This is a genomic window from Pantoea sp. JGM49 (genome assembly GCF_018257655.1).
GTDB classification, from domain to species: Bacteria; Pseudomonadota; Gammaproteobacteria; order Enterobacterales; family Enterobacteriaceae; genus Pantoea; species Pantoea communis.
This window is the reverse complement of the sequence record NZ_JAERJM010000006.1, coordinates 328069-353778: the sequence shown is the minus strand read 5'-3', so window position 1 is coordinate 353778 and position 25710 is coordinate 328069. Positions and strand designations below refer to the sequence as shown.

Annotated in this window: 22 protein-coding genes and 1 pseudogene; 10 read left to right on the top strand and 13 right to left on the bottom strand. The window is 50.8% G+C overall.

Annotated features, from left to right (window positions below):
• Positions 1 to 1588 precede the first annotated feature (1588 nt).
• The 3 genes from JK231_RS13540 to JK231_RS13530 all read right to left on the bottom strand — a co-directional run bounded on the left by JK231_RS13540 (position 1589) and on the right by JK231_RS13530 (position 3240).
• Positions 1589 to 1768 (bottom strand): hypothetical protein, encoded by a 180-nt coding sequence (locus tag JK231_RS13540; RefSeq protein WP_097117740.1) that lies wholly within the window; start codon positions 1766 to 1768, stop codon positions 1589 to 1591.
• Positions 1769 to 2410: 642 nt separating this feature from the next.
• Positions 2411 to 2596, bottom strand: coding sequence for a general stress protein (locus JK231_RS13535; protein WP_097117739.1), 186 nt, complete (start codon positions 2594 to 2596; stop codon positions 2411 to 2413).
• A 404-nt stretch (positions 2597 to 3000) separates the two neighbouring features.
• Positions 3001 to 3240, bottom strand: coding sequence for a DNA polymerase V (locus JK231_RS13530; protein WP_097117738.1), 240 nt, complete (start codon positions 3238 to 3240; stop codon positions 3001 to 3003).
• Positions 3241 to 4163: 923 nt separating this feature from the next.
• Here JK231_RS13530 and JK231_RS13525 point away from each other — a divergent pair.
• Entirely contained in the window at positions 4164 to 4508 is a 345-nt protein-coding gene (locus tag JK231_RS13525) for a YetF domain-containing protein (RefSeq protein ID WP_349291523.1), read from the top strand.
• A gap of 340 nt (positions 4509 to 4848) precedes the next feature.
• Here the strand turns inward: JK231_RS13525 and JK231_RS13520 are convergent, their stop codons facing one another.
• Positions 4849 to 5613 carry an SDR family oxidoreductase gene (locus JK231_RS13520; protein WP_160833211.1) on the bottom strand — a complete coding sequence of 255 codons (765 nt, stop codon included), beginning with the start codon at positions 5611 to 5613 and terminating at the stop codon, positions 4849 to 4851.
• 204 nt (positions 5614 to 5817) lie between these two features.
• Positions 5818 to 6927, bottom strand: coding sequence for a glutathione-independent formaldehyde dehydrogenase (locus tag JK231_RS13515; RefSeq protein WP_211728819.1), 1110 nt, complete (start codon positions 6925 to 6927; stop codon positions 5818 to 5820).
• Between the two features lie 232 nt (positions 6928 to 7159).
• Here JK231_RS13515 and JK231_RS13510 point away from each other — a divergent pair, with 232 nt between their 5' ends.
• The 3 genes from JK231_RS13510 (at position 7160) to JK231_RS25675 (ending at position 8138) form a co-directional block, all read left to right on the top strand.
• Positions 7160 to 7327, top strand: coding sequence for a general stress protein (locus JK231_RS13510; RefSeq protein ID WP_211728818.1), 168 nt, complete (start codon positions 7160 to 7162; stop codon positions 7325 to 7327).
• A gap of 145 nt (positions 7328 to 7472) precedes the next feature.
• Positions 7473 to 7946 carry a ferritin-like domain-containing protein gene (locus JK231_RS13505; protein WP_211728817.1) on the top strand — a complete coding sequence of 158 codons (474 nt, stop codon included), beginning with the start codon at positions 7473 to 7475 and terminating at the stop codon, positions 7944 to 7946.
• Between the two features lie 6 nt (positions 7947 to 7952).
• Positions 7953 to 8138: a DUF892 family protein gene (locus JK231_RS25675; RefSeq protein WP_211728816.1), complete on the top strand. Its 186-nt coding sequence runs from the start codon at positions 7953 to 7955 to the stop codon at positions 8136 to 8138.
• 91 nt (positions 8139 to 8229) lie between these two features.
• Here the strand turns inward: JK231_RS25675 and JK231_RS13495 are convergent.
• The 3 genes and pseudogenes from JK231_RS13495 to JK231_RS13485 all read right to left on the bottom strand — a co-directional run bounded on the left by JK231_RS13495 (position 8230) and on the right by JK231_RS13485 (position 13173).
• A pseudogene (locus JK231_RS13495) lies at positions 8230 to 10581 on the bottom strand (phosphoketolase family protein).
• A gap of 70 nt (positions 10582 to 10651) precedes the next feature.
• Positions 10652 to 12433: a thiamine pyrophosphate-requiring protein gene (locus JK231_RS13490; RefSeq protein ID WP_097117730.1), complete on the bottom strand. Its 1782-nt coding sequence runs from the start codon at positions 12431 to 12433 to the stop codon at positions 10652 to 10654.
• A 218-nt stretch (positions 12434 to 12651) separates the two neighbouring features.
• Positions 12652 to 13173 (bottom strand): type 1 glutamine amidotransferase domain-containing protein, encoded by a 522-nt coding sequence (locus tag JK231_RS13485; protein WP_034822610.1) that lies wholly within the window; start codon positions 13171 to 13173, stop codon positions 12652 to 12654.
• A 479-nt stretch (positions 13174 to 13652) separates the two neighbouring features.
• Between JK231_RS13485 and JK231_RS13480 the strand changes: the two genes are divergently transcribed.
• The gene (locus JK231_RS13480) at positions 13653 to 14663 is read left to right on the top strand and encodes a hypothetical protein (protein ID WP_211728815.1); all 1011 of its coding nucleotides are present in this window, start codon (positions 13653 to 13655) and stop codon (positions 14661 to 14663) included.
• 705 nt (positions 14664 to 15368) lie between these two features.
• A complete protein-coding gene (chaB, locus tag JK231_RS13475; protein ID WP_097117728.1) occupies positions 15369 to 15599 on the top strand; it encodes a putative cation transport regulator ChaB in 231 nt (76 codons plus the stop codon).
• Positions 15600 to 15747: 148 nt separating this feature from the next.
• Here chaB and JK231_RS13470 read toward each other — a convergent pair whose 3' ends face one another.
• The 3 genes from JK231_RS13470 to JK231_RS13460 are packed head-to-tail and all read right to left on the bottom strand — an operon-like array spanning position 15748 to position 19574.
• Positions 15748 to 17058 carry a cytochrome c gene (locus tag JK231_RS13470; RefSeq protein ID WP_211728814.1) on the bottom strand — a complete coding sequence of 437 codons (1311 nt, stop codon included), beginning with the start codon at positions 17056 to 17058 and terminating at the stop codon, positions 15748 to 15750.
• 1 nt (position 17059) lies between these two features.
• A complete protein-coding gene (locus JK231_RS13465; protein ID WP_211728813.1) occupies positions 17060 to 18832 on the bottom strand; it encodes a GMC family oxidoreductase in 1773 nt (590 codons plus the stop codon).
• 22 nt (positions 18833 to 18854) lie between these two features.
• Positions 18855 to 19574, bottom strand: a complete 720-nt coding sequence (locus tag JK231_RS13460; protein ID WP_211728812.1) for a gluconate 2-dehydrogenase subunit 3 family protein — start codon at positions 19572 to 19574, stop codon at positions 18855 to 18857.
• A 423-nt stretch (positions 19575 to 19997) separates the two neighbouring features.
• Between JK231_RS13460 and JK231_RS13455 the strand changes: the two genes are divergently transcribed.
• Positions 19998 to 21017 carry a LacI family DNA-binding transcriptional regulator gene (locus JK231_RS13455; protein ID WP_211728811.1) on the top strand — a complete coding sequence of 340 codons (1020 nt, stop codon included), beginning with the start codon at positions 19998 to 20000 and terminating at the stop codon, positions 21015 to 21017.
• On the opposite strand, the gene JK231_RS13450 is transcribed toward JK231_RS13455, so the two are convergent.
• Positions 21014 to 21892, bottom strand: a complete 879-nt coding sequence (locus JK231_RS13450) for a LysR family transcriptional regulator (protein WP_211728810.1) — start codon at positions 21890 to 21892, stop codon at positions 21014 to 21016. The genes JK231_RS13455 and JK231_RS13450 overlap by 4 nt on opposite strands.
• A gap of 130 nt (positions 21893 to 22022) precedes the next feature.
• Between JK231_RS13450 and JK231_RS13445 the strand changes: the two genes are divergently transcribed.
• The 3 genes from JK231_RS13445 to JK231_RS13435 all read left to right on the top strand — a co-directional run bounded on the left by JK231_RS13445 (position 22023) and on the right by JK231_RS13435 (position 24241).
• Positions 22023 to 22649: a glutathione S-transferase family protein gene (locus JK231_RS13445; RefSeq protein WP_237448760.1), complete on the top strand. Its 627-nt coding sequence runs from the start codon at positions 22023 to 22025 to the stop codon at positions 22647 to 22649.
• 20 nt (positions 22650 to 22669) lie between these two features.
• Positions 22670 to 23440: an enoyl-CoA hydratase/isomerase family protein gene (locus JK231_RS13440; RefSeq protein ID WP_211728809.1), complete on the top strand. Its 771-nt coding sequence runs from the start codon at positions 22670 to 22672 to the stop codon at positions 23438 to 23440.
• Positions 23441 to 23515: 75 nt separating this feature from the next.
• Positions 23516 to 24241, top strand: a complete 726-nt coding sequence (locus JK231_RS13435) for an SDR family oxidoreductase (protein ID WP_160833202.1) — start codon at positions 23516 to 23518, stop codon at positions 24239 to 24241.
• A 135-nt stretch (positions 24242 to 24376) separates the two neighbouring features.
• On the opposite strand, the gene JK231_RS13430 is transcribed toward JK231_RS13435, so the two are convergent.
• Positions 24377 to 25489 (bottom strand): alkene reductase, encoded by a 1113-nt coding sequence (locus JK231_RS13430; protein ID WP_211728808.1) that lies wholly within the window; start codon positions 25487 to 25489, stop codon positions 24377 to 24379.
• Between the last annotated feature and the right edge of the window lie 221 nt (positions 25490 to 25710).

Here is a 25710-nt window from a genome sequence, read left to right as displayed (position 1 = left end):
ATTATTCAAGTGTTCTCCTCCTGTTGTTCGGTAAACAGCAAAAATCCTACAACAGCCACCACAACAGGGGAAGACCCATATATAAACAGTAATCGTAAGCAGTACAATCGATCAAGTCGGGCATGAAGACTTTTTCCAAACGCGTTGTTTGCAAAGGGGATTTAATCTGAGGTGGACATGGAATTTCAGTATGACCGGGCCGGTTGCCATAAGCGCAGGCGTTTTAGATTTGAGCATTTTTAGGCCGACATAAACCAGAAATAATCAGAAGCATTCTCTTGCCGCTTCGGTTAACTCTCTGAAATTTAGTTTATAAATCGTTAATTAATATAACTTACTGGAAATTACTGGAATTTTATCGCTTTTGTTAACACATCCTACCACACAGTAATTATTGGTCTAAGGTATGGGGGTCAGTTGTTGACTGGCAGCACAGCACACAGGATGCGTTTCATACGAGAGAGACATTCCTTAGCCACTGCTTTTTTGCCCGCCTTGAGCGGGCTTTTTTTAGCTTACCTTTCCCCTGAAACGCGCGGTTGAAAACCAACTACTCGTTCGAGTGGCGTTTAGCTGTGAGGCTGCCCGTCAATTTCCGTACCTTATTAAAAACCCCCCTGACTTCGCTATACGGCTACGCTTTTGGTCTGTGAAGACCTGCACTACGCTTAATGAGCAAAATGCCTGTGCGGTAACGCTGGGATACATGCTGCGTGCTCAGTAGGTGAATTATCAGCACGGCAGTGTCGGTGATTTCAGCGATGACCAACTGGCCACCAGCCCGATGTCGTGTTTTGCCTGATACCGCTCGTTTACCTGAGGTGACTTATGGATGTTTCACCAAAATTCGTTGTTGTACTGAATATCGTGGCCATTGCGGTGTTGGCGATAGGTTTACCGAAATATCTGAACTGGTTTTAAAGCGCTTAGCCCGGCGCTTTGCAGGCCATTACACGACGTAAGTATCCATCGCTAAACCGCCGATGTCATTGAACGGTCGGTGATGAATAAGGGCGGGTTTTTCATCGTTTCAAATTCTCGTGGTCAGACAGACAGGAGATTGAACATGCGATACCTGATCATACCGGCCGTCACCACTTTACTGGTTCTGGTGATTGTGTTTCTGGTACAAACCCAGTGGGGACCCACGCCCTGGTGACTCGACGCATCAGAGCGGGCAAATAAAAAAAAACTGAGTAGTCAGCACTCTGCATGAACCGGACTCACGTCTGGTTCATGCTTTTTTTTTTGCTGGCGATGAGCCGCTAGTCCCTACCGACAGTTATCAGGATGATTGCTCAGCACCCGTTGGGATTGAACACCTTGAGAGATTACTCATCCACACAGTAGCCATCCCTGAATGTTATCTGGTGCATCTCGATCTACTTTTCCTAAATACCTGCAACTCGTTTCATGTAGCCGAAAGCAGAACCTGAAACAAGTTAAAGCACTCGGGTTGCGTTGACAGGAGAGATACGTTCCTCGCTAACGCTTGTAGGCCGTCCTGCGCGGGCATTTCAAATGGCAATGTCTCGTTTCCATACGACTCCCTCTGCCAGGGTGGAGGTATGTCGTACAGGTGTTGTCATTATTCTGCCGGGGGTTCGAGGCGATCACTGATGACATTGTACCCCTGCTCGATAAAATCATCAGGGTGAACGGGCAGACTTCGGCTTGGCTTGAACCATCCTCCCCCTTCACCATCGGCGAAGTACCAGACTTCAGGTTGAGTCTCGCCCTTCTGGACCCAATAAAAACCCTGTTCCATTTGTTCACTCCCAACGAAATTAATGTTCGTCCAATCTCAGAAAAAACAGACAATATGTTTCGTCTACGAATAGGTGAATGATTCATGAATGAAGTACGGGAAGATGGAGGTGTCGGAAAGCGACATCAGATCAGAAGTGTCAGTCACCGCGCAATTCGGTGCGCAACAGGTTTTTGACCTTTGAGATTTCATATTTGCCCCTTGTCAGAGGGGGAATGCCCCAGGCATAGCACCGGGGAAGAGATTAAAGCATGCGCTAAAAGGACGTAAAAGGACAGGGCGTTGGGTGTTACTAAACAGAATTTTTATCTGAGCCGCTTAATAATCAGGCATCCACCAACTTATCTTACCGGTCGGTCACCTGAACGCTTTTTGTGTCTGACCTCTGGTGAATCCGTTGCTTTTACCGTGTCATCCTCTACACAGAGAATTTTATAGAGATTTACGCAAGTACTTTGAGGTGTGCCATGGGTGGCAACAGGATCTGCACAGTAACATGTTCCGCCACTTATGTTCGGGAAAGTATCAACCAGACCAGCTAAATGTGTGGATACAAAGATGGACGAGAAGATCATACTTCCTCCTGTTTATGTTTTTCAAAGCAAGGCCGGTATAACTCAACCCGGCCGGCTGTCTGGCTAATTAACTTTCCTCAGTTGCCGCTTTGCGCCTGCGGCTGATTTGTCCGCCCTTGCGACCGGCTTCAACAGCGCGATCTGGACAATTTTTGAAGTTTCCCCCGCTTGCACTTCCTCCTTTACGCCCGGCTTCACGCGCGCGGTCCGCATCCTCAGCAAAATTACCGGCCCCACCTCTTCTTGATGGCATGTATCCCCCTTATATATCAGTCGAATATTAAGCGTGCTAACGTCCCAATGAGAAATAATATGGCTCAATTTTTCGATAAAACCACATTTAAAATACATGTTTACCGCTTCGCTTGTTTCTGTTTTAAAACAACGAGTTAACCGTTACGCTTATATTCAATTGCTTTTAAAAGGGAAATTTTTGAAGTTGTACAAAACCAAAACAAGCTGTACATAATTGTTGGATTTGCTTTTTTGTGACATATATCACGGTTTTAAATTTTATAATTATATTGATCTGGATTTTTCATTTATTTCAGCAAGATAGGGAAATTAATGTCTCGCTGTTCATGATTTAGTACCATTGAAAAACTCATAATCAATTCCTGCTACGGGGTGTACCCAATTGAGCGTGGCACACGTTGCTCAATTCCTTCCGTTCGGATTAAAGACCTGAAACATGCGTTCTTCACCCTCACTTGTCGAAATATCCCTGAACGTTGTTGTGTGCATCTCGATCCATTTGTTGGCGGCGCGTAGCGAGTAGCGCCAGTTCAGGCGATCGAGTTCTTTCACAAAGTCGAGTGTGCTGACGGTGTAGCGACCAGCGGCATCGCGTTTTATCGCCTGCCTGAAGGCAATCATGATTTCATAGTCACGGGGCATATCGGTGCCCTCCCAAAACTAAACTGTATATATATACAGTAATTGCAATCTCTGAGAGTGAGCAAGTGCTTTAAGGGCGTTTTATCAGAACTCATTGGCAGTAAAAAGGATTTACTTTTCCGGCTTCGCTTTCATATGTGGACAGATGTGACCAGGCTTTGTAAGCAACGCTGGGTTGCCTGATTTCTGGAAAGGAATGTTATGAAGAGTTTTTTAGGTGGGATTTTTATCGTTGCAAGTCTGATGACTCTGGCAGGCTGTCAGGAACCCGGTCCTGCAGTAGGGCCGGATGGCCGTCCTCACGCACCAAGCCAGCAATCCGTGCCCGGAGGTCCTCAGGGCCAGGGTCCCATCGGTCAGCCACAGTCATAAAAAAGTCCGGCCGGTGTGCCGGACTGTATTAACTAAGTAACGACATCAACTGTTCAAATTAATGAAATCCACTTCCTTCCCTGTATTATCTCCTCCCACACATTCTATGTCGAATTAAGTCATTTAAGTGAACAACCATTCATTTAACTTGTCCTGCGTCTCTCATGAAAGAGACTTAACTAATTATCCTCATTTTTATTTTACGCCAAGATAAACAATGCCACTCAATCAAGGGGTAAGTTTTTATCCTATTAGTTGTAGAGGGGTGTGAATGGGTCGGCAGGTTTTTCGAATCAGTTTGCATTGAGCGCGGACGCAACTTTTTTATTTCTATCATGCTTCATGAACTGTTTAAGGTATAGAAGCGAACCGTTATAAAAATAAAATATTGTGAGCCATAATGAATAAACGAATCGCCAAATCATCACTTTAAAGGAGAAAACCTTCATTAATTTTTCACCTTTGATTTTAAAACCCAAAGCCCGTTTGAAACTTCCCACTCACTCCTATTCAAGTTAATCCCTTGATTGAAAGCTGTCCGGCTATAATTTATAGAGTACGTTTCTGAGAATCTGGACCGGCTGAACATTTCAGAAGATGAGTTTCTGATGGAGTTACGCCTTAAAGGGGCCGAACACCTTGGTCAGATACGGCTGGGGCTGGTAGAGGTCGATGGCCAGCTCAGCCTCTACTTTTATCCGGACGAAGAAGTGCGGGCCGGGTTATCTGTACTTCCTGAAGCACTTCGTCAATGTTTCACCCAAATCCCTGAAACAGGTTTATATGCCTGTAACCGCTGCGGCACTACTCGAGAGATACCTGGATATGAAGAACCTAGATGTCCTAAATGCGGACGCAATACCTGGTCACTCGCATTGAACAAAAAGCGGGTCTGAAGCCCAAGTGCAGCATATTTTTCGATATCTCATAACATTCTGAACCAGCGTCCAGCCACTCAGGAAACTTCTTTTTCTGGCGCTTTAACCTACCTACCACCATAAAAATTTTATGCATTTGCACCCAACTGACTCTACTCCGGCTATATACCGGCTCTTCGTATGACTTTGACCGATAATAAGCGTTGAGACTGTCAGGGGTTAATATGGATGTATGCACCAAAGATGTACCTGATAAATTTTTCAAGGTGGTCAGGAAAACGGCTTTATATTGAATAACCGAACTCACACGCATTTTGAAGAATTGATAGGGGAACGTTGATTGCTCCCCGTTTAGATATTAAGCCTGTTTGGGTTGGCCATTAGACGCCGTCAGCCCGCCGTCTACGGGCAGGTTCACTCCTGTGATATAACGCGCATCATCGCTGGCAATAAAGGCGATTGCACTGGCGATATCTTCAGCCTGGCCAGCCCGCTGGAGGGGAATGCGGTCATAGAACTTGTTTAACAGTTCATGATTGTCCTTCATATCTTCGGTAAGATCGGTCAGCGTAAATCCAGGGCAGATGGCATTCACGCGAACACCGTCCGCACCATAATCCATCGCCAGCGCGCGCGTAAAATTGGTCACGCCGCCCTTCGCAGCGTTATAAACGCTCATTCCCCAGTCTCCACCCAGTCCTGAAACCGAAGACGTGTTCACCACATTCCCTTGGGTTTTGAGCAATGAGGGCATGAAGTAATGAACACAATGAAATACCCCATCCAGATCAGCCCCCATCAGCTTTTTCCAGTCTTCAACAGCCACTTCATGTATTTTTCCCTGAACGACACTTCCCGCATTGTTCACCAGGACGTCGACTCTGCCATAGGTTTGTTCGACCAGTTCCGCCAGCTGTTTAACCTGGACGGAATCAGACACATCACAAGGCGCGATAAGATGCTCTCCCTTGGGAAGGGCATGAAGCGTGGTTTCGAGTTTTTCACGGGTTCTTCCCACCAGCACCACCGAAGCACCTTCACTGGCAAAACGCTTTGCTGAGGCCGCCCCAATTCCTGAACCCGCACCGGTGATCACGACAACTTTTTCCAAAAAACGTGACATCGTTATTCTCCTTTAGGCCTTTTTAATGAGTGATAAGCCTGGCAGCCATGAGGGGATGATCAAGCGAAGCAGGATCGCCAGGATGGGACATCAATGGAAGTGGATACCCGCGGGCATACCCGGTAAGCCTTTAACCTTTTGAACAAGGTAAGGGCTTATCGAAAACCTAAAGAGCTGGGTTTATGGTTTAAGAATAACTTTTGTTCAGCCGGGCGCTCGGCTGTCAAAATTTTTATAGCCTTCAGGAGCCTCATCGAGGCTCAGACGATGCGAGATAATCCGGCCAGGGTTGGCTTTATCATGGTGAATAAGCCGTGCGAGCTGCCGGTTGTAGGCCTTCACGTTTGCCTGACCAGTGCGGATGGACTGCCCCTTGAACCAGAAGCTGCCAAAATCAAACGGCATTTTCCCCTCTTTTGCCAGGTCGCTTTCCGCTGCAGGATCCTGGGGCACGAAGACCCCCACCACGCCTATTCCGCCTGTCGCCTTGGTGGAGGCGACCAGGCTTTTCATAGTTGCACTGTTGTCTTCATGGCCGTGTTTATTGCAGCACTGGTAACCAACACATTCACAACCGCAGTCTGTACCCCTGCCGTCAGTCAGCTCAAGGATTTTCTGTACGGCTTCATCCCCGGCAGCATTAACCGGTGTGGCACCGAATTGCTCAGCAAGGGCCAGACGATCGCTGTGAGTATCAATAACAAAGACCTGGGAGGCCCCTTTGATGATGGCAGAATGCGCGGCCATCAGTCCCACCGGCCCCGCCCCGTAGATGGCGACGCTTTCTCCCGGACGCAGCCCCGCCAGTTCGGTTGCATGCCAGCCGGTCGGGAAGATATCTGAAAGCATGACGTAATCTTCTTCTTTCTCCGCCGCATCCTCTGGGAGGACCAGGCAGTTGAAATCGGCAAAAGGAACCCGCAACAATTCCGCCTGACCACCGTCCCACGGCCCCATTTCAGCAAAACCATAAGCGGCGCCCGCACTCCCGGGGTTAGCTGTCAGACAAAATCCGGTCAGGCCTTTTTCACAGTTTTCACAGAAGCCGCAGCCTACATTGAAGGGCATACATACGCGGTCACCCACTTTGATACGCTCGACTCTCTGGCCAACTTCAACGACCTCGCCCATGTTTTCATGGCCAAAAATCCGTCCTTCTTCGAAGCTGGTACGTCCTTCATACATATGCAGATCCGAACCGCATATATTCGTGGTGGTTATCCGGCTTAATGCATCTTCGGGACGCTCAATTATTGCATCAGGAACATTTTTTACCGTTACGTTAAATGGGCCGTTGTAAATAATTGCTTTCATAAGATCGCCTTAGCCATTATCTGAGTAGTTACAAAGTTAACTAAAGTATTAAATCGTTGCGCTTATATCTTTTTACCTGTCAATTCTCCACAACAAATATGGCACATATTCCAGATTATGATTTAAATGGTGCCGACGCGCTTGCATGAAGTTGATTGTGAATTACGATTAAAATGCTATATGCATATTTTCACTTAATCATCACGATAACAGTTCATGTAGAGGAAATATTATGGCTCAACATAGAGGCGGTTCAGGAAACTTTGCAGAAGACCCCAAAAGAGCATCTGAAGCTGGAAGGAAAGGTGGTCAGGCAAGCGGTGGCAATTTTAAAAATGATCGTGAGAGAGCTTCCGCAGCGGGTAAGAAAGGTGGCCAGAACAGACATAAAAGTTCGTGATAATCCTAATAATATCGTTAGGAATCAAAGAAGCCATTTTCAATAATTAAATATTTTAATCTTCGACTTATCAATTCAAATATATTTAGCCCTTTACCTCAGACGGAAATTTCCAATCCGTCAAGAACTCGCTGGAGTTTACCCTATGAAAGTAAAAACCCTTCTTGATTTATTTATTCACGACCTATCCGATGTTTACAGTGCTGAAAAACAAATCACCCGCGCCCTGCCAAAAATGATCCGTGCAGCATCCGAGCCAAAACTAAAAGAGGCCTTTCAGCATCACCTTGAAGAAACCCAGGGTCAGATTGAGCGTCTCGATCAACTCGTGGAAGCACATGAGGAGGTGCGCATAGTGCGTATGAAATGCCACGCGCTTGAAGGTCTGGTTGAAGAAGCGCAGGAACTTATCGAAGCGACTGATCCCGGCCCGGTAAGAGATGCCGGCCTCATTGGCGCCGCCCAGAAAGTGGAACATTACGAGATCGCGACCTACGGCACGCTGATTGCACTGGCCATCAAGCTTCAGCTTGGAGAAGCCTCCTCGCTTTTGAAAGAGACGCTGGATGAAGAAAAAAATACCGATCACAAACTGACATCTATCGCTGAAAGACAGTGATATGAGGTGGGGAGCTATACCAGTCTGATCAGCGCGGCAAAGCGCGTCGGCGACACGGCAAGCGTCCCTGTACTGAAGCAAATATGCGAGCAGGAACTGGCGATGTCTGACTGGCTGATCAGTCATTTGCCGGAGTTAACCGAACAGTTCCTGACGCGGAGTGAGGATCCCGACTCAAACGCCAAGCGCTGAAATCCCTGACGTGATAAATGCCATATCTTTAAAGTGAAGCGGGTAAAAATATACCCGCTTTCATTTGGCCCAATCCCCCGTGTAAACGACTTCATCCGCCCCAAACCCAGTTGCGCACTTCAGGCACATCCTCGCCATGCTCTCTTACATAACGATGGTGCTCAGCGATTCGCTCCTGCAGGTCGTCGAGGAGTTCCGGATGACGATCAGCTAAGCCCGGCACATGCCAAATGGCCGACTGAGCCAGATGATAGCGATCCAGCTCATTCAGCACCGTCATATCAAATGGTGTGGTGGTAGTACCCTCTTCATTGAAGCCATGAACATGGAAGTTACCGTGATTGTTTCTCTGATAGGTCAGGCGATGCACCAGACTTGGATAACCATGGAAGGCAAAGATGACGGGTTTATCCGTGGTGAAAAGGGCATCGAACTCTTCTTCGGCTTTGCCATGCGGATGCTGCTCCTGCGTCTGCAACGCCAGTAAATCCACCACATTTACGACCCTGATACGCAATTCCGGCAGATAGCCCTTTAGCAAATCGACTGCCGCCAGGGTTTCCATGGTAGGCACGTCCCCCGCGCAGGCCATAACAACATCAGGTTCACCCTCACAACTCGCCCAGTTCCATATACCCATACCCGCCTGACAGTGAGAAATGGCACTCTCTATATCCAGCCACTGGGGTGAAGGTTGTTTACCTGCAACAATGACATTGATCCGGTCCCATGTTCGCAGGCAGTGGTCCCCGACCCACAGCAGCGTATTAGCATCGGGTGGCAGGTATATGCGCACTATGTCGGCTTTCTTGTTCGCGACATGATCAATAAATCCCGGATCCTGATGGCTGTAGCCATTGTGATCCTGACGCCAGACGTGGGACGACAACAGATAGTTCAGCGAGGAGATCGGCTGTCGCCAGCCCAGCTTGCGGGTGACCTTCAGCCATTTAGCGTGCTGGTTAAACATCGAATCGACGATATGAATAAAGGCTTCATAGCAGTTAAACAGCCCGTGACGCCCTGTTAGCAGATAGCCCTCCAGCCAGCCCTGACACTGATGCTCACTGAGGATCTCCATGACACGACCGTCACGTGACAGCTGTTCATCATAATCCTTGATGGGTTCCATCCAGGTGCGGGAGGTGACGTCAAACACGGGTGACAGACGGTTGGATGCCGTTTCATCCGGGCCAAACAGGCGGAAGTTATCAAGATTCTTTTGGAAGACTGCACTCAGGTAACGGCCAAACTGTTCGGTGGCCTGTCCCTGTGTGCTGCCGGGCTGACCGGTCTCGAGCGCAAAGTCGTGAATATCTGGCGTAATCAGTTTACGGCGCAGCCTTCCCCCGTTGGCATAGGGGGTTGCACCCATACGCTTATTACCCTTCGGGGCAAGCGCGCGCAATTCAGGTGCAAGCGCTCCGCTTGGCTCAAACAGTTCCTGCGGCTGATAGCTGCGCAGCCATTGTTCAAGGATCTGGCGATGGCCATCATCCTCACGGCAAGCGGAAACAGGTACCTGATGGGCTCGCCAGAATCCCTCCACTTTTTTGCCATCCACCTCACGCGGGCCGGTCCATCCTTTCGGGCTGCGCAGAATAATCATGGGCCAGCGTGGCACAGCATCAGTTGCATTACCGCTGCGCGCCTGGTGCTGGATATCAGCGATGATGTCAAACGCCGTGTCCAGCGCGGTGGCCATCTGCTGATGCATGGCAAGCGGCTCGTGGCCGCTGACAAAGAGCGGGGTATATCCATAGCCACTAAATAGCTGCTGAAGATCTTCATCACTGCTGCGTCCCAGCAACGTAGGGTTTGCGATTTTATAACCGTTGAGATGGAGAATTGGCAGCACCGCCCCATCTCGTTTGGCGTTCAGAAATTTAATCCCGTGCCAGCTGGCAGCCAGTGGACCCGTCTCCGCTTCACCGTCACCGATGACACAGGGCACCACCAGTTCAGGATTATCGAAGGCCGCGCCAAACGCATGCGACAGCGAATAGCCAAGTTCGCCTCCTTCATTAATCGAGCCCGGCGTTTCAGGGGCAGCGTGGCTCGGTATCCCGCCCGGGAAAGAAAACTGTTTAAAAAGCCTCTGCATTCCCTCTTCGTCTTCACTGACGTGAGGATAAATTTCGCTATAGCTGCCTTCCAGCCAGCTGTTAGCCACCATGCCGGGGCCACCATGTCCGGGCCCGCAGACGTAAAGGAGATCACGGTCGCGCTGGCGAATAATGCGGTTGAGGTGAGCATAGATAAAGTTCAGGCCCGGCGTGGTTCCTCAGTGCCCCAGTAAACGAGGTTTGATATGTTCTGGCTTCAGGGGTTCCCGCAGAAGCGGATTTTCCATGAGATAGATTTGTCCCACAGAGAGGTAATTTGCCGCGCGCCAGTATCTGTCTATCAGAGCAAGTTCATTGGTCCCGGTGACTGTCGTCATACCTGTTCCTCCGATGTTGCGTTCGTCGTTGAGTTGTGAAGATGCGGCCCTCCTTCAGGACCGCCTTTCGTTACCTTTTTTTAGAAAACAGCTGGCTAGCCGTGTCTTTGAGTATCTGCGAGGTGCCATGATCGCCTTTTGCCATCGATGACATAAAGGCTTTAGCCTGTTTAAAGGTGATATGCGGTGGGAGCGGAGCCACTTCCGGGTCAGTTTTGACCTCCAGCAATACGGGGCGATCTGCGCTTAACGCACGTTGCCAGGCGCTGGCCAGCTGTTCCGGGTTGTCGACATAAATGCCCACCAGCCCCAGTGATTCAGCAAACTCAGCATACTTCACATCAGGCAGTTGCTGCGTGGCTTCGAAGCGGGGATTGCCCTCCATGACGCGCTGCTCCCAGGTTACTTGATTCAGATCCTGATTATTGAACACGCAGACAATCAAACGGCCATCCGCCCACTGCTGCCAGTATTTCTGGATGGTTATCAGCTCTGCCATGTTGTTCATCTGCATGGCACCATCCCCCACCAGCGCAACAACCGGACGTTCAGGGTGCGCAAATTTGGCCGCGATCGCATAAGGAACGGCTGCGCCCATACAGGCCAGCCCGCCTGACAGTGTGGCCCGTTGTCCCTGTTTCACGCGATAATCGCGCGCAAACCAGTTTGCACAGGATCCGGAGTCAGAAGTGACGATAGCGTTATCCGGCAGCTGCGGAGACATCTCCCACACCACTCGCTGGGGATTAACGGGATTGGCTGGTGCCAGCGCTCGCTCTTCCATCTGCTTCCACCAGTCCTGAACCTGCACGGCAATTTCTTCCTGCCAGCTGCGGTCCTCTTTGTGATCCAGCAATGGCAGGAGTGCACGCAGGGTTTCAGCAGCATCGCCGTGAAGATTCACCTCACAGGGATAGCGTAAGCCGAGCATGGCCGGGTCGATATCGATTTGCACGGCACGTGCCTGCCCCTCTTTTGGCAGGAACTCTGTCCAGGGAAAACCGCTGCCAATCATCAGCAGCGTGTCGCAGTTCTGCATCAACTCCCAGGAAGGTTTAGTGCCCAGCAGACCTATCGAGCCGGTCACAAAAGGGGCGTCATCGGGGAGCACATCTTTGCCCAGTAACGCTTTGGCGACGCCTGCACCCAGTTGATTTGCTGCCTGGACGACCTCAACCGCCGCACCGCGTGCGCCAGAGCCAATCAGGATTGCCACTTTACTACCCGCATTAAGCACATCGGCTGCGCGCTGCAAATCGGTTTCGTAGGGGATAATTTTGGGACGCTGATAGCCACTGCCTGAATGGGTAAACCCGTGCAAATGTGGCGGTGACTGCCACTCTTCATCCTGTATATCTTTTGGGATGATTAGCACGGCAACGCCGTTCTGCGCTTTGGCAATACGCACGCCACGATCGACGAGATGGCGAACCTGAGCCGGTGCAGCCGCTTCCTGTACAAAATTCGCCACATCCGCAAACACCCGATCGAGGTTCATTTCCTGCTGATAGCTTGCGCCTCTCGCCGTTACCTCTGCCTGCCCGGCAATGGCCAGTACAGGAGCATGATCCATTTTGGCATCATAAAGCCCGGTTAAAAGGTGGGTTGCCCCCGGCCCGCCCGTGGACAGGCAGACACCCAGCTCGCCGGTAAACTTAGCGTGACCGGCGGCCATAAAGGCCGCCATTTCCTCGTGGCGCACCTGAATAAATTCAATGCCATCGCCCTTTTCATTTGCGCGTTGTATGGCACCCAGCACCCCATTGATTCCGTCCCCCGGGTAACCGTAAATGCGCGTCACGCCCCACTCTTTCAGGCGCTGAACAAAAAAATCGCTGGTCTTGATGCTCATCGTTTTTATCCCTCTTTATTCATGCAATTCGTGAGGAGAGTTAGCAAAAAGTTGTTGGGTTTCCCCAACCATTCAAAGCATTGGATTCGCATTGAAGCGCTAAACTCTGTGAAAGATTTATCTGGCAAACGTTGGCCGGTGTTAACCAGTCTGCTTCGGAAGGGATGTGACCGCTCTGTAAAGCGGCCACCTGACAAATAGAACGATGAAGATGTCTCTCAGGCCGCATTGAGAATGCGCAGCGCTTCCCGATTGAACGCAGGTAGATCATCCGGCGTGCGGCTGGTGACCAGTTTATCGTCATCCACAACGACTTCTTTATCATAAAAGTCAGCACCTGCATTACGCAGATCAATAGCGATGGCTTTTACACTGGTCATTTTGCGGCCGCGTACACCATTAGCGCTGATAAGCAACTGAGGTCCATGGCAGATGGCAAACACTGGTTTGCCACTGGCAACAAACTCTTTGGTGAAATTCACGAAACGATCATCACCGCGCAGTGAGTCAGGTGAGTGACCGCCAGGCAAAAGTAAGGCATCAAACTCTGCAGGGGTAACGTGATCGATGTCCCTGTCGATTTTGACTTCCGCATTACCCTGTTTACCTTTCACAACCTTCCCCGCCTGCATCTCAATGGTCACGACTTCGTGGCCGGCTTTGGCGTAGGCATCGGCGGGTGAGGTGAACTCTGAGTCTTCGAATTCATCGGTGATCAGGACAGCTATTTTCTTACCCATATGTTTCTCCTTGCGGTTAAAAAGGCTCAGCGTTTGGGGCTCAGTTAGCCCAATAAGTCTGGTCGACATGGCATAAAACACAAGCCAGGCGGTTGGTGCTAAGCAGAAGAAATTGAAGGAGAGGAAAATAACAGACACCTAAACACAACGAGTCATCAGATATTTATGCAGGATTTGACAACCCTTTGTATCTAAGGCGAAATTCATCACTAAAAATGTAAACAGCATTTTGATGAGCCACCTTGTAAGGGTTAGCTCTATTTTCATGTTAAGAGTCGTCAAGGAAAAGAAACTCACGCTCTAGGTATCCCGCCTTGGCGAGATTTTGTTAGATGCGCCTTACAAGATTATTAACCGTCTCGTTTAATGCAGACTAATCCCAAAATAAATTTGGTGAGCTTTTTATTTAGTGACTACGCTAAATCATAACGTCTGTTTCGTGATGTTGGATAATTATCATAAATTACCGGAGAAATATCATGGCTGAGCCTTGGGTAAATGATGGTGCAATCGTCACAGATTCTTATGGTGGCCTGCCGCTAAAACGTATCTCATGGAGCGCGGTATTTGCGGGTGTTATCGCCGCGCTTATTGTTCATATTTTATTAGGATTACTCGGCACTGCGATTGGTGCTTCTGTCATTGACCCTCAACAGGAACGCAATCCACTTGAACATATAGGTACCGGTGCGCTGATATGGACGGGTGTCAGTATGCTTATCGCCATCATTGCCGGCGGTTACGTCGCTGGCAGGCTGGCACAACGCGAGGGCGCACTACACGGTTTACTGATGTTTGGCGTCAGTACGCTTATCACCCTCTGGCTGGCATTTTCACTGGCAACAGGGATTATCGGAGGTGCATTCAATATCCTGGGTGCCGGAGCCAGTGCGATCGGCAGTGGTGTTTCGGCCGTTGCCCCGTCTGTCGGGAACATGGCCAAAGAAAAACTTCAGGAGAATAATATTAATTTAGATTCGCTCCAGAATGAGTTACAGGCCACCCTCCGTCAGACGGGTAAGCCTGAGCTTCAGCCGGATAAGCTTCAGCAGGATGTGAACAGTGAGGCAAATAGCGCACAAGATCAGGCTAAGCAAACGGCTCAGAATACTCAAAATGCGGATAACGATATCGTGAACTGGATCCGTGGGGTTATTAATCGTCATTCTGACACCCTTCAGGCTGCCGACCGGGATGCTCTCAAAAACATCATCAAAGCCCGGACAGGTAAGAGTGATCAGGAAGCTGAGCAGATCGTTAACCAGACGGTTGAGAGTTATCAAAAAGCCGTGGCACAGTTTCAGCAACTGAAACAGCAGGCTGAGCAGAAAGCCCGTGAGGCCGCTGAAAAGGCCGCCGCTGCAACCGCCAGAGCAAGCTGGTTTACCTTCTTCGTATTGATTATTGAGGGCGTGCTGGCTGCTGTATTCGGACGCATTGGCAGACGCACTCAGCCTCATACCGTTCTGGTCGGTGAACGACCTCTCTGACATATTACGGTGAGAGAAATACTGTTTCGATGATCAGACCCTCTCGCTAAACCCCATGCCGCCCTGTGCATTAAAATCACATGGCGGCAAGCGAGTAAGTTCTATCCCCCTTGAGGTTTAAGTTAAGGAATCTTTTCTAAGGGGTAGTTAAACAATAAAATCCTCGTTTCGGTTTATGTACAGACGAATTTGCAGCTGCTTCGGCCAGCAAGTGAGCATATAACACCGCTGGCTCATCACTTTATCCAAATACTCCAGCGTAAGCTCCAAAAGAACAAACACCACAAAGGATGACGGATAAGACTGCGGCTGACAGCGTGTAGTTCTTCATTTTCTAACCTCATATTTACGTTTAATCATTCAGCCTGGCAGGAAATTCAATGCTGTAAACCTAAAGGCATTTTCCAGGACAAATCTGTATCTTCTTGCGATTAAATTTAATCATTCATAACCCAGGCAGAAGCCTTCTGTCCGCAGTGTCATTAATGTAGGTGCTAACTTGTCTGAACCACCTGTACTTGAGTAGGATAGAAATAATTAACTGATAAATTCTCAATGTGACGAACAATGATGATTGTGACGTCAACAATCTGGATCCTAAGCAATATTCTGAAGTGAATTTTATATAACCTCATTCATTTAAATAAACGTTGAAAATTGTCACAAGTGAACCAGGCTTAAGTCTCAAATCACAGGAGGCCAACAATGCCGTATAAATCACGAGATTCCCTACCAGATAGCGTCAGGCATGTCCTCCCTGCTCATGCGCAGGATATTTATCTGGCAGCATTTAACAGTGCCTGGGATGAGTATAAGGACAAAAAGGACCGTCAGGATGACAGCTCTCGGGAGGAAGTGTCACATAAAGTGGCCTGGGCTGCAGTCAAGCATTCCTACGAAAAAGGCCGCGACGATAAATGGCATAAGAAGTCCTGATGAACTCCTCGCCGATACAGGAGGGAAACGCTCGTGCTTTAACAGAACGACGAGTGAATTTTGCCAGAATTTAAGAATTCATTTTGGGGAGGAGTTTTGGGGGAATGATTCAGGCCGCCCTTGCGGACGGCCTGTGATTCAGACCTGTTTAATGCGCGGCCATCTGCGAAGGCAGGCGCAGCAGGGCTCGCTTGTCTGCCACCTCATCCGAGGTCACTGGTTTTGCCGCATTTCCCCAGCTGTTGCGCAGGTAGGTTGCCACGGCTGCCACCTGTTCGTCCGAAAGCTTCCAGGCAAACGAAGGCATCGCACCGCTTGTTGGGTTGCCTGCTGTGACCGCGCCGCGTCCCCCCTGCAGCACCGTCGTGATGATGGAAGAGGCATCATCCGCTAACAGGCCAGGGTTATTCGCCAGGCTCGCCGCGAGGTTGGGAATCCCTTTGCCGTCGCTGTTATGGCAAGCAGTGCAGTTGGCTGAATAGACATTTTCACCCATCTTCATTTGCGCATTGTCCATCGACAAGGGTTGCGGCAACGTCGTGGTCGACGCAGGCACTTGCTTGAGATACACCGCAATCGCGCGCAAGTCAGCGTCGGTTAGATGCTGCGTGGAGTTAGTCACAGCTTCCGCCATCGGGCCTGAAGCGACCGCCACATGGTTACTGCCGAGCTTGAGGTAATCCTCCACCTGTTGCTCAGACCAACTTCCGATACCGGTGTGCGGGTTCGGTGTGATGTCGGGGGCATGCCATTCACCCAGATTACCGCCTTGCAGATAATCACTGCTGTCACCGCCAATCAGATTCTTAGCCGTGTGGCAGGCGGCACAGTGTTCTGGACCTTCCACCAAATAAGCACCTCGGTTCCATTCAGCACTTTTACTGCTGTCTGGCTGGAAACCTGCGTTGCGGAAAAACAGCAGGTTCCAGCCCATCATCGCCAGACGAATGTTATACGGGAAGCCCAGGTTGGTTTCCGGCACCTGATAGTGAATTGGCTTAACCGAGCGCAGGTACATCCACAGGTCGTGCATGTCCTGATCCGTCAGCTTCACATAAGCGTTGTAGGGCATCGCAGGATAAAGGTGCTCCCCTTCTTTGCCCTTACCGTGACGCACGGCGCGGAAGAAATCACGCTCTGTCCAGCTACCGATACCGGTTTCGCTATCCGGCGTGATGTTGCTCGCGTAAATGCCGCCAAACGGCGTGCTGATGGAGTAGCCCCCGGCCAGCGGTAGTTTGCTTTCCGGCATGGTATGACAAGCCGTGCAGTCACTGGCAATCGCCACATAACGCCCGCGCTCAATTGCGGCACTGTCTGCCGCCGTTGGCGGTTGGCTGGTGAGTACGTTGTTGCTGGCGACATCATCCGCGGAGGTATAGCCGTTCATCCACAGCATGCCCGCTGCCACAGCCGCAGCAATCACCGCTACGCCCGCAATGAGTTTGGTTTTCTTCATCTCACACCTTCACCAACGGACCTGGGTTTTTCAGGTACTGTTCAATAATGGCTTTCGCCGTCCACAGACTCAGCGCGCCAATGGTGCCCGTCGGGTTGTATCCCGCATTGTTTGGGAAGGAAGACGCCCCCAGCACAAACACGTTGTGCGCATCCCAACACTGCTGATAACGGTTGAGCACCGACGTTTTCGGATCATTGCCCATCACCGCACCGCCAATGGTGTGGTCGCTGGCAAAGTTATACGGCGAGTAAGCACCCGAAGCAGAGTTGGTGCCGATGACGATTTCCGCGCCCATGGCTTTAACGATCTCGACGCTTTTCTCTTCGATAAATTTCGCTGAACGGCGATCGTTATCGTTGTGGTCGAAGGTGACGCGCAGCAGAGGATTGCCGTTGTCATCCTTGTACTCAGGATCAAGGTCAAGATAGTAATCTTCGTGTGAGAAGCTGGTGCCCTGGCCGAAAATGAAGGTGGTGTTCTGGAACGCGTGGGTATAAGCCTTCTTCCACTCTTTACCCCAGCGTGGCGAGCCCGGCGGCAGTGCATCGGCGTTGCCGATAGGACGCGCGCCACGCGCCACGACCAGAATCCCTGCGCCACCGATAAAGCCCAGACCGGTATGGTCAAAGTTATCGCCGTTCCAGTCGTCCACCTGCGAAGAAAGGGCTCCGGCACCGATATACTGATTCAGATTTTCATCTTTGAAGTGGATCGCTGCACCCGATACCGTCTGGAAGCTGTAGGCACGCCCTACCACGCCGGTTTTGGTCACCGGGTTGTAAGGCACCCCAATTTTGGACAGCAGCAGCAGACGGACGTTTTGCATTTGGAAGGCGGACAAGATCACGATGTCTGCGGGCTGTACCCACTCTTTCTTGTTCTTATCGAGATAGGTCACGCCGGTGGCGGTTTTACCGTCTTCCGCTTTATTGACGCGAACCACTGCAGAGTCCGTTAACACCGTGAAGTTCTCACGTTGCATTAACGCTGGGATGACACAGGCGTTAGGGCTGGATTTTGAGAAGTTACCGCAGCCGTAATACAGGCAGTAGCCGCAATAGGTGCAAGGCCCCATGCGCACACCCAGTGCGTTAACATAAGCGCGTGACGCCTGGCCAGCGGGAACCATGAAGGGTTTCAAGCCGATCTTCTTCGCGCCTTCGGCAAAAATATCCGTTAGACGCATACTCTCCAGCGCTGGCAAAGGGTATTCGCTTGAGCGATTGCCCTCGTAAGGGTTGCCGCCTTCAATGACTTCGCCGTTCAGCTTACCGGCCTTGCCTGACACGCCGGCGATCTTTTCAAAGCGATCGTAAAACGGTTCCAGCTCGTCGTAAGTCACTCCCCAGTCTTGCAGAATCACCCCTTTGGCAATCTGCTGTTTTCCATAACGCTTCACGGTCTGGCTGTATGGCTCGAAATCGAACGGCGTAAAACGCCATGCCATCCCAGCCCAGTGGGTGCCCGAGCCTCCCACGTTGTAACCCAGCTCATTCAGGTTCCACTCACGAGTTGGCAGGGCCGTTTGCGTAGTGTTATTACGGAAAGTGGTGGTTTCGACGGCGGGCGGCAGCAGCATACTGCGGCGCGTATCCCAGCGCAGTTCATCGGTATCGACCGAGGGGGGAAAATCTGTCGCGGTTTCAAACCACGGGCCACGTTCAATGGCAACGACATTCAGACCTGCGCGGGTCAGCTCTTCGGCGATCAAAGAGCCGCACCAGCCCAGGCCGACGATGGCGACATCAGCTTTTGGACGGACGTTATTCATAGTTTATTGCTCAGCAAACAAATTAAAGGGTGTTATCAATCAGGCTGGTAGGAATGATGTTGAGCTTCTGTCCTTTTTTAGGCAGCAGATCGCGGAAGTCGTAGCGAGCGCCAGGGAAGCCAATCATTTTCCAGCTGGTCATGTCTTTGTTCCCCCCATAAATCGGGTCAGACAGGAAGCCCTCACGCACGTTCTGCAGCAACAGTTCAAAGAACACTTTGGTTTCGACCTCTTCCCCCAGATCGAGGCGATTATTTTCCATCGCCGTCAGAACCTGATCCTGCTGATCGCCACTCAGTGCGAGGAAGTTTTTGCCGAACTGCTGCTGGATAGCCTTATCCAGTGCGGCAATCCCTAAGCGATAACGTTGCGCCGGAGTGAGCGAGGATTGCGGTCCCTGCTCTGGCGTGCCCTTCACGAATTTGCCAAGGCGATAGATCGCCACTGCGTTGCCGTAATCACCCGCGAGTTGGCGGTCGATAAAGATGGCGCACCCTGCCTCTTTGCCACTCAGGCTGGTTTCATCCGCTGGGATAAATCGCTCAGCGATGGCGCCTACCGTGTCAAATTCATGCTGATTGAGATATTGCAGCCCCCCTTTTCTCGGCGGTGCGGGCGGCGTTTGGATTTTGCCGGGTTCCCAGGGCTGACCACCCTTCACCTCATCGGCCTGCGCCAATGTCGGGATTGTGGAAGCCACTCCCAATGCGGTGATGGAAGTGAGAAATTCTCTGCGTTTCATGTTTTCCCTGCTTTCACATTGCAAACCAGGTCAAATAACAGACGTATTTGTGCCTGGCATTGAGCCATATAAATAAGGTTTATTGGATAAATAATGACGCTGCCCGGTGGGCTTTTATTAGATAAATACTGAGGTAAGTTTTTACATTCAAATCACGTAATTAATTAAATATTAACAACGCAGCAAAGAGTAATGACTCCCCCTGCGCTTTGAAAGGTTTTTGTTGATGGTTTCCCATCATTGAAGTTTTTAATAAGCCGGACTGGACGATGTAGAGTGTGGTTTCGTCTCGCAACATTTAACATCTTGCCAGTCACGAAACTTTGCGCATAATACGGCGAAAATAGACGCCAGGCTGTGACCTGATGCGCACTTTGCGTAGTTGAAATAGTGAACATGAATTTTACTGGGGCTCAGAAACAAATGAAAAAACTCACCCTGATTAAAGTGGCCGAACTGGCCGGGGTTGGGATCGCCACGGTTGACCGGGTGCTGAATGAGCGTGGCGGGGTTCGTCCGGAAACGGTACGCAAAGTGCTGCGCGCCGCGCGTCAGGCTGGGTTGCAGCGTTTACTGCCGGATGACACGCAGCATCCCTGGCAGATTGAAGTTTTCCTCAGCAGTAATGGCACCTGGTTTTTTCAGCAGTTAGCCGATGAATTTGCCAACATTGCCGATCGACTGGGTTATCGTAAAATAAAATTATTTCGTACACTGGTGACGGAAAATCCACCGGAAAAACTGGCGGAAAAGATAAAAAAAAGCGGTGAGTTGCGCGACGGTATTATTGTTTATGGTCATGACTATCCCGTTATTCATGAAGCCCTATCCTGGTGCAAAGATAAAGGTGTGCCAGTGGTTTCACTGGTTTCGGATTTACCCGATTCGCATCGATTCTGCCATGTTGGAATAAATCAATATCAGGCTGGGCGTACCGCAGGCTTATTAATGAGCCAGACTATGCCCCACAAGGGTGACGTGATCATGGTTAGCGGGCGTTTTGATTTCAGCGCACATATTCAACGTATTTCAGGATTTCGTGATGCCATCACTCAACGCGCGCACTGGCTACAGTTGCGTGAAGTATTGGCGGGGGAAGATGAACGGCACAAAATCCGAACGCTGTTAAATCACACGTTACAGCAATCAAGTAATGTGGTCGGTTTATATAACTCTGGCGACAACAACAACGATATCAGTGCTGTATTGCAGCAACACCAGTTGCTGGGCCGCTGCTGCTACATCACCCACGAATTGTATGATGTGACGAAAGATCTGCTGCAAAGTGGCGCGCTCTCCTACACGCTGGATCAAAATGCTCGCCAGCATGCCGTGCTGGCCACTGACCTGCTGATACGGCATCTGGAACAGGGCTTCGAACCCGATCTGTATCAGGACGGCCGCGTTGAACTGCGCATTGTGACGGCGGAGAATCTGGATTAGTCAGTCATGACGCGTTCAACAAATGCGGCAAACTGACGTGCTTTTGCCGTCGCCATGCGTCCACCAGGAAAAACGGCCCACAGGTCAATATCTGGCAAAGCCCAATCGCTGACCAGACGCTCGACGCTACCGTCAGCTATCTCCTGGGAAAACATCCAATCTGATGCCACCGTGATGCCCATATGCGCCAGCACGGCAGTGCGAATCCCCTCCGCTGCACTGAGATGAAGTCGCCCGTTCAGGACAACATTTTCGACTTCAGCTGCGCGCTTAAACTGCCAGGTATCATTGAGTTGGCTAAAAATCAGCGCTTCATGCTGGCTGAGGTCATGGGGATGCTGCGGATAACCATGGCGCGTCAGATAGTCGGTGGTGGCCAATACAGAACGTCGTGAGGTGGCAATTTTGCGCGCAACCGCGCCGGAATCCTGCAATGTGCCCATGCGCAGGCAAATATCGATCCCTTCGGCAATCAGATCGATGGGGCGATCGTCGAGCCGAATGTCCACCTTGAGTTGCGGGTGCTGCTCCATAAATTGGTCAAGATGTGGAATCACATGTAATCGGGCAAAAGTCGGAGCTGCCGCCACGCGCAGAATACCGGTAAGCCCTTTGTCCGCACCTCGCGCCGCCATCTCCGCTTCATCTGCCTGCTGCAGCGTAATGCGTACACGCTCATAAAATCGCAGCCCTGCTTCAGTGGGCGTGAGTCCATGCGTGGTGCGCAGCAGTAAACGTACATCCAGATGCTTTTCCAACTGGGCGATAGTCTTTGATACCGCCGGTTGCCCGATATCCAAAATGCGCGCTGCTGCCGAAAACGACCCCGCATCAACTACCTGTACATACATCTGCATCGCCTGAAAGCGATCCATGGTATTCCTCCTGGGAATAGTAATTATGGTTTTTGGCCCTCTGCCATTACCAACCGACCTTAGCAGATACTCCTTATCAACAACAGCGGGCAAACGTCACTGCCCAGCTAAACAGTCACTAAGGAGCCGGATGATGTACGAACTTTATGCCTTTGCTACTCCAAACAGTATTAAACCCGCCATCTTGCTGGAAGAACTCGCACAGCCATGGCACCTACGTGCCGTAAACATCCGCCAGGGTGAACAGCAGGAAGCAGATTTCTTACAGTTAAATCCGAACGGCAAAGTGCCGGTGCTGGTGGATAGCGACAACGGTGAAGTGCTAAGTGAGTCTGCAGCCATTTTGGTTTACCTGGCCGAAAAGCACGGGAGTTTGTTGCCTGCAAACGGACTGAAACGCGCCAGAGTGTTTGAGCAGCTTTTCTTCCACGCCTCAGGGCTAAGCCCCGCTTATGGACAAGCCGGATTTTTTACCCGCCTGACGAGTGAACCTCAACCATTGGCGCAGCAGCGCTTTAGCACTGAAGCCAATCGAGTCACCAGCCTGCTGGAACGTCAATTAGAAAAAACGGCGTGGCTAGCAGGGCATGAATACACCATCGCGGATATTGCGCATTTCGGCTGGATGTGGCGACGCGAGTTCGCTGGCGTCAGCTTTGAAACGCTTCCCAACCTCAGCCGATGGTATGCCGCCGTCTCTGCGCGCCCTGCGGTCATGTGTGCCATTACCAAATTAAATGCCTTAATCGAAAACTAATCATTCAAAAGGAAATCACTATGTCTCGCTTCGAAAACTATCGTCACAGCTTTAACAACGCACGCCTTACCCGCTCGCCCACCGGTGTATTGGAAGTGATGTTTCATACTGATGGCGGCTCACTGTTGTTCAATGGGCATACCCACGAAGAGTTTGTTGAACTGTTTCATCAAATTGGCTCCGATCCAGATAATCGCGTGGTGATTCTGACTGGCGCTGGAGAGGCTTTTATGGAGAACATCAGTCCGGAAGGTTTTGATTTCTTCACGCCGCGCGGTTACGACAAAATTTTCCGCGAAGGCAAAAAAGTTCTGATGAATCTGCTGGATATTGAAGTGCCGGTCATCGCTGCTTTAAACGGACCGGTGCGCCTGCACTCGGAATACGCTTTGCTGGCGGACATCGTGTTGGCCACGCCCGATACTGTTTTCCAGGACAAACCCCATTTCGACTTTGGCATCGTCCCAGGGGATGGCGTGAACCTGTTGTGGCCAGAAGTCATCGGTAGCATTCGTGGCCGCTATTTCCTGTTAACGCGTCAGGAATTGGACGCTGAAACCGCCAAAGGTTGGGGTGTGGTGAATGAAATTCTGCCACGCGATACCTTGCTGACACGGGCTCATGAGCTGGCAGAATCGCTCGCGGCGTTACCTCCACTCACCAGCCGCTATACACGCATCGCGCTGACGCAAAAACTGCGGCGCATCATTGATGAAGGTGCGGGGTACGGCCTGGCATTGGAAGGCATTAGTGCAGCCGATGTCGCTCTGCAAGCAGCTTCAGCCTCATAAATCACCTTTAACCGTTTTATCCTCTCCGGCGCAGACATCTGCGCCGGTTTTTGTCGTTAAACGCAGGAGTAAAATATGCAACCGCAAAGAACATTTTTGATTACCGGTGCCAGCAAAGGGATTGGCCTGGCTTTATCCCAGCGTCTGGCTGATGCAGGCCATCTCGTGATCGGTATTGCACGACATCAGCCTGAGCAAAGCTTCCCGGGACACTTTGTCTCACTCGACCTCGCAGATACGCTCGCAACAAAACAGAAGCTGGAGCAAATCAATGCGGAGTTCGATGTAGATGGCATCATTAACAATGTCGGTTTAGTACGTCCGCAATGGTTACCCGAAGTCTCGACGGCAACGCTGGATGAAGTATTACGCGTCAACTTGCATCCTGCCCTGTTAGCAGTGCAAACCGCCTTACCCGGTATGCAAGCCCGTGGCTGGGGAAGAGTCATCAATATTGCTAGCCTGACGGTCCTCGGCGTTCCGCAGCGCACGTCCTATGCTGCTGCAAAGGCAGCTTTGATCAGCTTTACACGTAGCTGGGCGCTGGAACTGGCGACTCAGGGGATTACCGTAAACGCTGTTGCCCCCGGCCCGACAGAGACAGAACTGTTTCGAGCTAGCAACGCACCAGGCAGTGAGGGTGAACAACGTTATCTGGATAGCGTACCCATGAAGCGTTTTGGCAAACCGGAGGAGATTGCCGCCACTATCCAGTTCCTGTTATCTGAGGACGCGGGCTTTATGACCGGACAAACACTGTATGTTGATGGCGGTGCTTCTGTAGGGGTTTCTCAGATTTAAGACGTATTAGCCAGTGCGGAACCGCACTGGCTTGATAGTGGTTTTAGAGCCTGGAGAAAGGTGATTGAGGCGAGCGTTTATTGATCGAGGCAAAAGCGGCCAGACGGCCGCTCTTATAAAGATTAACTCGCCTTGCTACTGCGCATAGGCAGGAAAATCCGTATAGCCTTTAGCATCTCCACCGAAAAATGCGTCACGCTGATAGTGAGCTAACGGATAGCCATGTTGGATCCTTGCAGGTAAATCGGGATTCGAGGTAAACAAACGACCAAATGCGATCAAGTCTGCCTCACCCGCTTCGAGCATTTTCTCCCCCGCCTCAGGTTTAAAGCCTCCCGCCGCGATAAGGGGGCCATGGTAAAACTCGCGCAGATGTCGGCTGGCTACCGGTTCCTCATAATGCCCGCCTTCCCTGTCTTCCGGTCCGACAATGCGCGGCTCAATAATGTGCAGATACGCCAGCGCCATATCATTGAGCTTGTCGGCCAAATAGCTGAACGTCGCTGCCGGGTCACTATCATGCATATCACCATAAATGCCACTTGGAGAAATTCGGACGCTAACCCGTCCCGGTCCATACACTTCCGTCAGAGCTGCCACCACCTCCAGTAAAAAGCGCGCCCGATTAGCCAGGCTTCCACCCCAGCTGTCCTGACGTTTATTGCTGCCATCCAGCAGAAATTGTTCCGGTAAGTACCCGTTAGCAGCATGCAGCTCAACTCCGTCAAAACCCGCCGACTTTGCCCTTATCGCAGCCTGTCGATACGCTTCAATAAGTTGTGGAATTTCTTCTTCTTGCAATTCACGTGGTTCAGGGAACAACTTTCCTTCATAAATACCATCGGCATTCTTGCCCACGCCGTAGGTCTCTCGCGCAGTCAAAGCCGAAGGTGCAACCGGCTGGTAACCTTCTGACAGTTCTGGCAATGACTGACGCCCTGGGTGCCACAATTGCAGCACTATCTGACCGCCCTGCTTATGCACCGCATCAACCACCTGCTTCCATCCCGCCTGTTGAGCGTCATTGAAAATGCCCGGCGCATCGGCATAGGCATTCGCATGGGGCGAAATCGCGGTGGCTTCCGCAATCAGCAACCCACCGGGACTGGTGCGCTGTCGATAATACTCAACCATCAACTGACCCGGCACGCCGCCATTTTCACTGCGCATACGGGTTGTCGGTGCCATCACGACACGATGCTGAAGACGTAATTGTCCGGCAGTAATAGGCGTAAATAGTGTGTTCATTTGTCGCTCTCTCATTGAATGATGGGAGCAGCATAAACAGGCCCATACCCGGCAGAAATACGTCCAGCCGCATAACCGCTATGCTATGGAGGAATGGGCTTGATATTAAATGCCCCGCAATATTCTTAAAGCGATTAAGAAAATTATCGGATAAGCGAACCGAAACAATTAAATATTCACTTGTACAGCATGATTATTCTGCACATAAAGGACAGAGCGGT

Excerpts from the sequence above, each read along its gene's own strand:
- JK231_RS13540 (WP_097117740.1), bottom strand. The coding sequence starts at position 1,768 with ATGGAACAGGGTTTTTATTGGGTCCAGAAGGGCGAGACTCAACCTGAA.
- JK231_RS13535 (WP_097117739.1), bottom strand. The coding sequence starts at position 2,596 with ATGCCATCAAGAAGAGGTGGGGCCGGTAATTTTGCTGAGGATGCGGAC.
- JK231_RS13530 (WP_097117738.1), bottom strand. The coding sequence starts at position 3,240 with ATGCCCCGTGACTATGAAATCATGATTGCCTTCAGGCAGGCGATAAAA.
- JK231_RS13520 (WP_160833211.1), bottom strand. The coding sequence starts at position 5,613 with ATGTCACGTTTTTTGGAAAAAGTTGTCGTGATCACCGGTGCGGGTTCA.
- JK231_RS13515 (WP_211728819.1), bottom strand. The coding sequence starts at position 6,927 with ATGAAAGCAATTATTTACAACGGCCCATTTAACGTAACGGTAAAAAAT.
- JK231_RS13510 (WP_211728818.1), top strand. The coding sequence starts at position 7,160 with ATGGCTCAACATAGAGGCGGTTCAGGAAACTTTGCAGAAGACCCCAAA.
- JK231_RS13505 (WP_211728817.1), top strand. The coding sequence starts at position 7,473 with ATGAAAGTAAAAACCCTTCTTGATTTATTTATTCACGACCTATCCGAT.
- JK231_RS13490 (WP_097117730.1), bottom strand. The coding sequence starts at position 12,433 with ATGAGCATCAAGACCAGCGATTTTTTTGTTCAGCGCCTGAAAGAGTGG.
- JK231_RS13485 (WP_034822610.1), bottom strand. The coding sequence starts at position 13,173 with ATGGGTAAGAAAATAGCTGTCCTGATCACCGATGAATTCGAAGACTCA.
- JK231_RS13480 (WP_211728815.1), top strand. The coding sequence starts at position 13,653 with ATGGCTGAGCCTTGGGTAAATGATGGTGCAATCGTCACAGATTCTTAT.
- chaB (WP_097117728.1), top strand. The coding sequence starts at position 15,369 with ATGCCGTATAAATCACGAGATTCCCTACCAGATAGCGTCAGGCATGTC.
- JK231_RS13470 (WP_211728814.1), bottom strand. The coding sequence starts at position 17,058 with ATGAAGAAAACCAAACTCATTGCGGGCGTAGCGGTGATTGCTGCGGCT.
- JK231_RS13465 (WP_211728813.1), bottom strand. The coding sequence starts at position 18,832 with ATGAATAACGTCCGTCCAAAAGCTGATGTCGCCATCGTCGGCCTGGGC.
- JK231_RS13460 (WP_211728812.1), bottom strand. The coding sequence starts at position 19,574 with ATGAAACGCAGAGAATTTCTCACTTCCATCACCGCATTGGGAGTGGCT.
- JK231_RS13455 (WP_211728811.1), top strand. The coding sequence starts at position 19,998 with ATGAAAAAACTCACCCTGATTAAAGTGGCCGAACTGGCCGGGGTTGGG.
- JK231_RS13450 (WP_211728810.1), bottom strand. The coding sequence starts at position 21,892 with ATGGATCGCTTTCAGGCGATGCAGATGTATGTACAGGTAGTTGATGCG.
- JK231_RS13445 (WP_237448760.1), top strand. The coding sequence starts at position 22,023 with ATGATGTACGAACTTTATGCCTTTGCTACTCCAAACAGTATTAAACCC.
- JK231_RS13440 (WP_211728809.1), top strand. The coding sequence starts at position 22,670 with ATGTCTCGCTTCGAAAACTATCGTCACAGCTTTAACAACGCACGCCTT.
- JK231_RS13435 (WP_160833202.1), top strand. The coding sequence starts at position 23,516 with ATGCAACCGCAAAGAACATTTTTGATTACCGGTGCCAGCAAAGGGATT.
- JK231_RS13430 (WP_211728808.1), bottom strand. The coding sequence starts at position 25,489 with ATGAACACACTATTTACGCCTATTACTGCCGGACAATTACGTCTTCAG.